Origin of the sequence: Streptomyces panacea (genome assembly GCF_040560175.1) — a bacterium.
GTDB classification, from domain to species: domain Bacteria; phylum Actinomycetota; class Actinomycetes; order Streptomycetales; family Streptomycetaceae; genus Streptomyces; species Streptomyces panacea.
Genome location: NZ_JARJHW010000303.1, coordinates 1 through 4,983 on the forward strand (window position 1 = coordinate 1; position 4,983 = coordinate 4,983).

6 protein-coding genes are annotated in these 4,983 nt (G+C 70.8%); 1 reads left to right on the forward strand and 5 read right to left on the reverse strand.

Annotated features, from left to right (window positions below; all coding sequences use genetic code 11):
* Positions 1-15 precede the first annotated feature (15 nt).
* The 5 genes from P3L51_RS35000 to afsQ1 all read right to left on the reverse strand — a co-directional run bounded on the left by P3L51_RS35000 (position 16) and on the right by afsQ1 (position 3,991).
* Positions 16-219 (reverse strand): PspC domain-containing protein, encoded by a 204-nt coding sequence (locus tag P3L51_RS35000; protein ID WP_354609400.1) that lies wholly within the window; start codon positions 217-219, stop codon positions 16-18.
* Positions 220-311: 92 nt separating this feature from the next.
* Positions 312-857, reverse strand: coding sequence for a VanZ family protein (locus P3L51_RS35005; protein WP_435594593.1), 546 nt, complete (start codon positions 855-857; stop codon positions 312-314).
* A gap of 181 nt (positions 858-1,038) precedes the next feature.
* Positions 1,039-1,662 carry a hypothetical protein gene (locus tag P3L51_RS35010; RefSeq protein ID WP_354609402.1) on the reverse strand — a complete coding sequence of 208 codons (624 nt, stop codon included), beginning with the start codon at positions 1,660-1,662 and terminating at the stop codon, positions 1,039-1,041.
* Positions 1,659-3,317, reverse strand: a complete 1,659-nt coding sequence (locus P3L51_RS35015; RefSeq protein WP_435594592.1) for an ATP-binding protein — start codon at positions 3,315-3,317, stop codon at positions 1,659-1,661. The genes P3L51_RS35010 and P3L51_RS35015 overlap by 4 nt, the downstream gene beginning before the upstream one ends.
* A complete protein-coding gene (afsQ1, locus tag P3L51_RS35020; RefSeq protein WP_023539102.1) occupies positions 3,314-3,991 on the reverse strand; it encodes a two-component system response regulator AfsQ1 in 678 nt (225 codons plus the stop codon). Before afsQ1 ends, P3L51_RS35015 begins: the two co-directional genes overlap by 4 nt.
* Positions 3,992-4,183: 192 nt before the next feature.
* Between afsQ1 and P3L51_RS35025 the strand changes: the two genes are divergently transcribed.
* Positions 4,184-4,963: a SigE family RNA polymerase sigma factor gene (locus P3L51_RS35025; RefSeq protein ID WP_354609403.1), complete on the forward strand. Its 780-nt coding sequence runs from the start codon at positions 4,184-4,186 to the stop codon at positions 4,961-4,963.
* The last annotated feature ends 20 nt before the right edge of the window (positions 4,964-4,983 follow it).

The following is a 4,983-nucleotide window of genomic DNA, read 5'->3' on the forward strand; positions in this document are numbered from 1 at the left end:
GCCGTCCGTCGCCGCCTACCAGGCGGTCTCCGTCGCGCTCTTCTGGCTCGGGAGGAACGCCCAGAGCGCGATGTAGAGCAGGAACTGCGGGCCGGGCAGCAGACACGAGACCAGGAAGATCACGCGCATCGTGTTCGCGGAGGTGCCGAAGCGCCGTGCCAGCGCCGCGCACACTCCACCGATCATGCGACCCTCACGGGGACGGGCAATCGCGGACATGGTGGGCTCCTTCGTGAGTCCGTTTCCGGGAGCCACTCCGTGTGCTCCCGATGACTCAATGGTGGCCCGCGGGCACCGGACGGAGCGTCGCTCTACGGTGCGATGCCGACCCTGGTAATCGTCGGGGTCGTCCCCTGAGGAGACCCCTCCCGCAGGTCACCCTCACGTACGACCCCGGTGTCCCGCGGGGCAGGCACCGGCCCCGCCCTGCGCCGACGGGGGCGTTCGCGCCGCAGCCTCGCCCGTCCGGCGGGGACGACCAGCAGATGCGCGAGCCCGACTCCCACCGTGTTGAGCAGCAGCGAGTCCACGTCGACGACCTGCCCGGGGATCCCGGTCTGGAGCAGTTCGATCCCCAGCGAGATGAACGCCCCGGCGGCGAGGGTCCGGGTCAGCGAGGCCAGCGGCGAGACGGTCAGCTTGCCGCCCGCCATGGGGAGGAGAACCCCGAGAGGCGCCAGCAGCAGGAGTCCCTCGCCGATGCGCCGGACCGCTTGGAGCGGCCCGAGGGCGAGATCGGCCTTGATGCCCGCCAGCGGCTCGAAGTTCGCCGCGGTCATCCACACGATGTCCAGCGGGCGCAACGTCAGCCACGCGACGAGCAGCAAGTGCACGAGGAGGAGGATGACCCCCGCCACGCGGAAGCGGAAAGCGGCACTGCCGCTCGAACCTTGGCGCTGCACGACTCCCAAGACGCGGCCACCGGCGGGAACGGTTCCGGAAGGTTCCAAATGGAGGCCCACGTGAGACGGGTGTCACCCGGAAGGAGCCGGCGCGCCCCGTACCCCTGACACACCCGGCCGCGCGGCGGGCGCCTTCTCAGGAAGCGGACGGCAGCGGACCCGTCGTCGGCACGGCCGCGTCGGGGCGGCGCTTGGTGTCGTCGTCGCACCGGTACCCGCGCGCGCCGTACGCCCCCGGCCCGCCCAGCACCACCGAACCGTCCGTCGCCGCGCCCTCGGTGAGCGTGCACACGATCTGCGCCAGCGCGGTCGTCGGCAGGTCCTCCGGCTGGCGGCTCAGCCGCAGTGTGCCCGGTGGATCGCCCGCGCGCGCCTCGGAGACCCGCAGCGGCCCGCGTACGTACGTCGTGAAGCCCGCCTCGCTCTCCGTGGACGACGGCTGCTCCAGCAACTCGTCCACGAGCGCCCGCACCACCCGCGCGCGGTCACCGGGTGCCTTCTCGGCCCGTACGGACGCGGGGCGCTCCACCGGCACCAGTTCGGACCCGCACACCAGGTAGACCCTGACGAGCGCGCCGCCCGGCTGCGCCTGGGTGGTCAGATTCCCCTCGGACACCTCGCACGGCACCCGTGAGGGCGCGGCGCCCGCGTCCACCGGCACCGCGGTCGTCCTGATGCCGCAGCCGCTTACGCCGCCCGCCAGCGCGAGCGTGCCCGCGAGTACGGCGAGAGACCGGCCGCCCGCTCTCCTCGACCTCACAGCGCCTCACCCCCCTCTCCGCGTGCGTCGCCCGGCCCGTCCTCGTCGTCGAAGTCCTCCGAGACCTCGTGCGGCAGCCGCAGCACGAACACCGCGCCGCCGTCCGGGGCGTTGGCCGCGGTGATGTCGCCTCCGTGGATGTGCGCGTTCTCCATCGCGATGGACAGTCCGAGACCGCTGCCCTCGGACCGCGGCCGGGACGCGCTCGCCTTGTAGAAGCGGTCGAACACGTGCGGCAGTACGGCCTCCGGAATGCCCGGCCCGTTGTCCCGTACCTCGATGACCAGCTCCCCGCCGACCGAGCGCACCGAGACCCGCACCGGCGAACCGCCGTGCTTGAGCGCGTTGCCGATCAGATTCGCCAGGATCACGTCGAGCCGGCGCGGATCGAGGCGGGCCATCATGCCGCGCTCCGCGTCCAGCTCCACCGCGTCCAGCCAGGCCCGCGCGTCGATACAGGCGGTGACCTGGTCGGCGACATCGACGTCGTCGAGGACGAGCCGGGCGGTGCCCGCGTCGAAGCGGGTCACCTCCATCAGGTTCTCCACCAGGACGTTGAGCCTGCGGGTCTCGCTCACGACCAGCGTCACGGCGGGCGCGATCATCGGATCGAGCGTGTCCGCTTCTTCCTCCAGCACCTCGGTGACGGCCGTCAGCGCGGTGAGCGGGGTGCGCAGCTCGTGCGACATGTCGGCGACGAAGCGGCGGCTCGACTCCTCACGCGCGCTCATGTCGTCGATCTTCTTCTGGAGGGAGGCGGCGGCGTTGTTGAACGTCCGTGACAGATCGGCCAGTTCGTCCGTCCCCGACACCCGCAGCCGGGTGTCGAGCTTCCCCTCGCCGAGCTGCCGCGCCGCGTGACCGAGCCGCTGCACCGGCTTCAGCACGGTCGTGGCCGCCGCCTGCGCGAGCAACGCGGACCCGATGAGCGCCAGGCTCGTCGCGATCGCCAGCGACCACGCCAGCGCGTTGAGGTCCTCCCGCTCCTGTTCGAGGGAGAGGAAGACGTAACCGGTCGGCCCACCGCCGACGATCCGGGTGCCGCCGACCAGATAGGGCGTCTGCCCGCGCTCCGTGCGCTGCCAGAAGACGTGGTACGGCGACTTGTTGCCCGACGTGACCTTCTGCCGGTCGTTCACCGCCGTCCGCAACGACCGCGGCACGTCGTCCAGCGTGAACCTGTCCTGGTCGGAGACCCCGGCCACCGGCTTGTCCTCGGCGCGCTCACCTATCAGCACCACGCTGAAACCGGCGCTGCTCCTGGCCATCCGCTGCGCGGTGTCCTCCAGCTCGGCCTGGGTCGGCCGCAGCGGCAACTGCGCGGCCTTGTCCCGCATCTCCTGCTTGAACTCCTTGAGCGCGGCCGTCTGCGTGCGGTTCAGCACCGACTCGCGGTTGAGCCAGTACGCGATGCCGGACGCCGAGACGGCGGCGGTCAGCGCGACGGCCCCGAAGACGACGACGAGGCGCAGTCGCAGACTCGTCCAGCGCAGCCCGGCCAGGAGTGCCCTCTTGCGCGTACGCCGCCCGGCGGTCGCGTCCGCCGCGTCCCCGCCGGTGGTGCCGGAGCCGTTCATGCCGTCAGGTCCGTCCGGCCCGTCCGACCGGTCCGCTCCGTCCGCGGCTCTCCCGGCCGTGGGTTCCTCGCTGCTCACGAAGGGGCGTCCAGCCGGTAGCCCACGCCTCGCACCGTACGGATCAACGTCGGCGACGACGGCACGTCCTCGACCTTCGCGCGCAGCCGCTGCACACAGGCGTCGACCAGCCGCGAGTCGCCCAGATAGTCGTGCTCCCACACCAGCCGCAGCAACTGCTGCCGGGAGAGCGCCTGTCCGGGCCGCCGGCTCAGTTCCAACAGCAGCCGCAGCTCGGTCGGTGTGAGCTGGAGGTCGTCACCGTTCTTCGTGACCGTCATCGCCGAACGGTCGATGACCAGGCTCCCGAAGGTCGCCGAATCGGTCGACTCCCGTTCCCCGCGCCGCAGTACGGCCCGGATACGGGCGTCGAGCACCCGGCCCTGCACGGGCTTGACCACATAGTCGTCCGCACCGGATTCGAGTCCGACGACCACATCGATGTCGTCGCTGCGCGCGGTCAGCAGAATGATCGGCAACTGGTCGGTCCGCCTGATGCGCCGGCACACTTCGAAACCGTCGATACCAGGCAGCATCACATCCAGAACGATCAGGTCCGGCCGCTGTTCTCGCAGCAGATTCAGGCCGTCCTCTCCCGTCGCCGCAGTGGCCACTCGGTGGCCCTGGCGTGACAACGAGAGTTCGAGGGCCGTGCGGATGGCGTCGTCGTCCTCGATCAGCAACAGGAAAGGCACAGAGGTCATTCTGGCCCATGGGGGGGCCACAGTTCGACAGTCGGAGCGCTCCCACAGTTCCACCACATCTCCCGCCAAGATCCACAACCCCTGTGACAGGCCTGTGACAGTCGGCGGACAGGCCCATGAAACTGGCCCGGCAATCTCTTGGGCAGACGGAAGAAACAGACTCCAGCCGACGGGGGGCGCGAGATGAACTCACTGCACAGCACGGCCTCAAGCGCAGTAATCACGCGTCTCCACGACGTCGCACGGAGCACCGAGAAGTCCGGCGCCGTGAACGGGCGGGGGTGCGTTCGCGGCGCCGGGCGTCAGCACCGGCCGCCGTACATCACGGTGGCCGACGCGGCGCGGAAGCCCACGGCGGACAACGCCGAGGCACGGGGGAGCAGGGGCGCGGCGTACGGAGAGGCCACGGGGGAGCGCACCGTGACGACGGAGGCCACGGACGCCGAGACGGCGTTCACGGCCTACGTCCAGGAGCGCCGGGCCTCTCTGTACGCGACCGCCTACCACCTGACCGGCGACCGCTTCGAGGCCGAGGACCTGCTCCAGAGCGCGCTCTTCTCCACCTACCGCGCCTGGGACCGGATCAGCGACAAGGCGGCCGTCGGCGGCTATCTCCGCCGCACGATGACCAACCTGCACATCAGCGCGTGGCGCAGGCGCAAGCTCAACGAGTACCCGACGGAGGAGCTGCCGGAGACGGTCGGCGACACCGACGCGATGCGCGGCACGGAGCTGCGCGCGGTGCTCTGGCAGGCGCTCTCGCGCCTTCCCGAGACGCAGCGCACGATGCTGGTGCTGCGCTATTACGAGGGCCGCACCGATCCCGAGATCGCGGACATCCTCAACATCAGTGTCGGCACGGTGAAGTCCAGCATCTGGCGGTCGCTCCGCCGGCTGCGCGAGGACGACGTCCTCAGCTTCGGACGTGACGAGGAAGAGTCCTTCGGCGAGCTGGTGGCCTGAGGGCAGGGGGAGCAACACCC

Excerpts from the sequence above, each read along its gene's own strand:
- P3L51_RS35000 (WP_354609400.1), bottom strand. The coding sequence starts at position 219 with ATGTCCGCGATTGCCCGTCCCCGTGAGGGTCGCATGATCGGTGGAGTG.
- P3L51_RS35025 (WP_354609403.1), top strand. The coding sequence starts at position 4,184 with ATGAACTCACTGCACAGCACGGCCTCAAGCGCAGTAATCACGCGTCTC.